We start from the raw sequence: 1,005 nt of genomic DNA on the forward strand, positions 1-1,005 counted from the left end.
ATATTAGCTTCGAGAAGGTAGAAGAAGCCTGTAAAATTGCCCGTGTCGATGAATTTATTCAGGAATTACCTAATGGTTATTCCACTATTGTAGGGGAAAGGGGCGTGCGTCTTTCGGGGGGACAAAGACAGCGTTTAGGAATTGCTAGGGCGTTAATTGTTGATCCAGATGTGTTAGTTTTTGATGAGGCCACTTCTAGCTTAGATTATGAGTCAGAAAGAGCAATTCAACTAGCCATGAAATCCATTTTAGGCACTCGCACTACGATTATTATTGCCCACCGTCTCAGTACCGTTCGAGAAGCTGATCAAATTGTCGTCTTAGATAATGGTCGCATTGTCGAGATCGGTAGCCATGATCAATTATTAAATCAGCAGGGAATCTATCAACGTCTCCACTCTTTGCAAGAAAGTGGCGAACTGGTTTAGTCTTAAAATAGTCCCCGATAGGGAACCGAGAAAATATATCTAATGGGAGTTGATACTATGTCTAACGAAACCGTTACCTATTCCCTAGAAGCTGTTTTGACGAGGATTGAGGGGAAAATTGACAATCTCCAAAAAGATGTTAACCAAAAATTTGACAGTTTCCAAAAAGATGTTGACCAAAAATTTGAAAGTCTCCAAAAAGATTTTAACCAAAAATTTGAAAGTCTCCAAAAAGATTTTAACCAAAAATTTGACAGTTTCCAAAAAGATGTTGACCAAAAATTTGAAAGTCTCCAAAAAGATTTTAACCAAAAATTTGACAAACTCGACGAACGGTTAAATAAGCTAGAGGTAGGACAGGCAAAGTTAACCGAAAAGGTTGAGGGCATCGATAATCGCCTAAAATCAGTGGAAGGAACCCAAAAAAATCAGGTTTGGACATTAATTATTCTTTTGGCAAGTGCGATCGCTACTGCCGGTTGGAAAGTATTTTTTTCAGGTAATCCCTAGAATAGACCTCTTGCATAATTTTTTTATGGTATAATATAAGGTTTTGCTTTTTTCTCAATTCTTAGAT

At 37.6% G+C, this 1,005-nt stretch carries 2 protein-coding genes; both read left to right on the forward strand.

The window, feature by feature from the left end:
* Positions 1-428 (forward strand): ATP-binding cassette domain-containing protein (locus tag PX481_RS22540; protein WP_288096154.1); only part of this gene is annotated, 428 nt, incomplete at its 5' end.
* A gap of 57 nt (positions 429-485) precedes the next feature.
* On the forward strand, positions 486-938 hold the full coding sequence (locus PX481_RS22545; RefSeq protein WP_002762217.1) for a hypothetical protein: 453 nt from the start codon (positions 486-488) through the stop codon (positions 936-938).
* The last annotated feature ends 67 nt before the right edge of the window (positions 939-1,005 follow it).

This window comes from Microcystis sp. M53603_WE2 (assembly GCF_030065435.1).

Coding starts and splice junctions, on each gene's coding strand:
- PX481_RS22545 (WP_002762217.1), top strand. CDS start 486: ATGTCTAACGAAACCGTTACCTATTCCCTAGAAGCTGTTTTGACGAGG.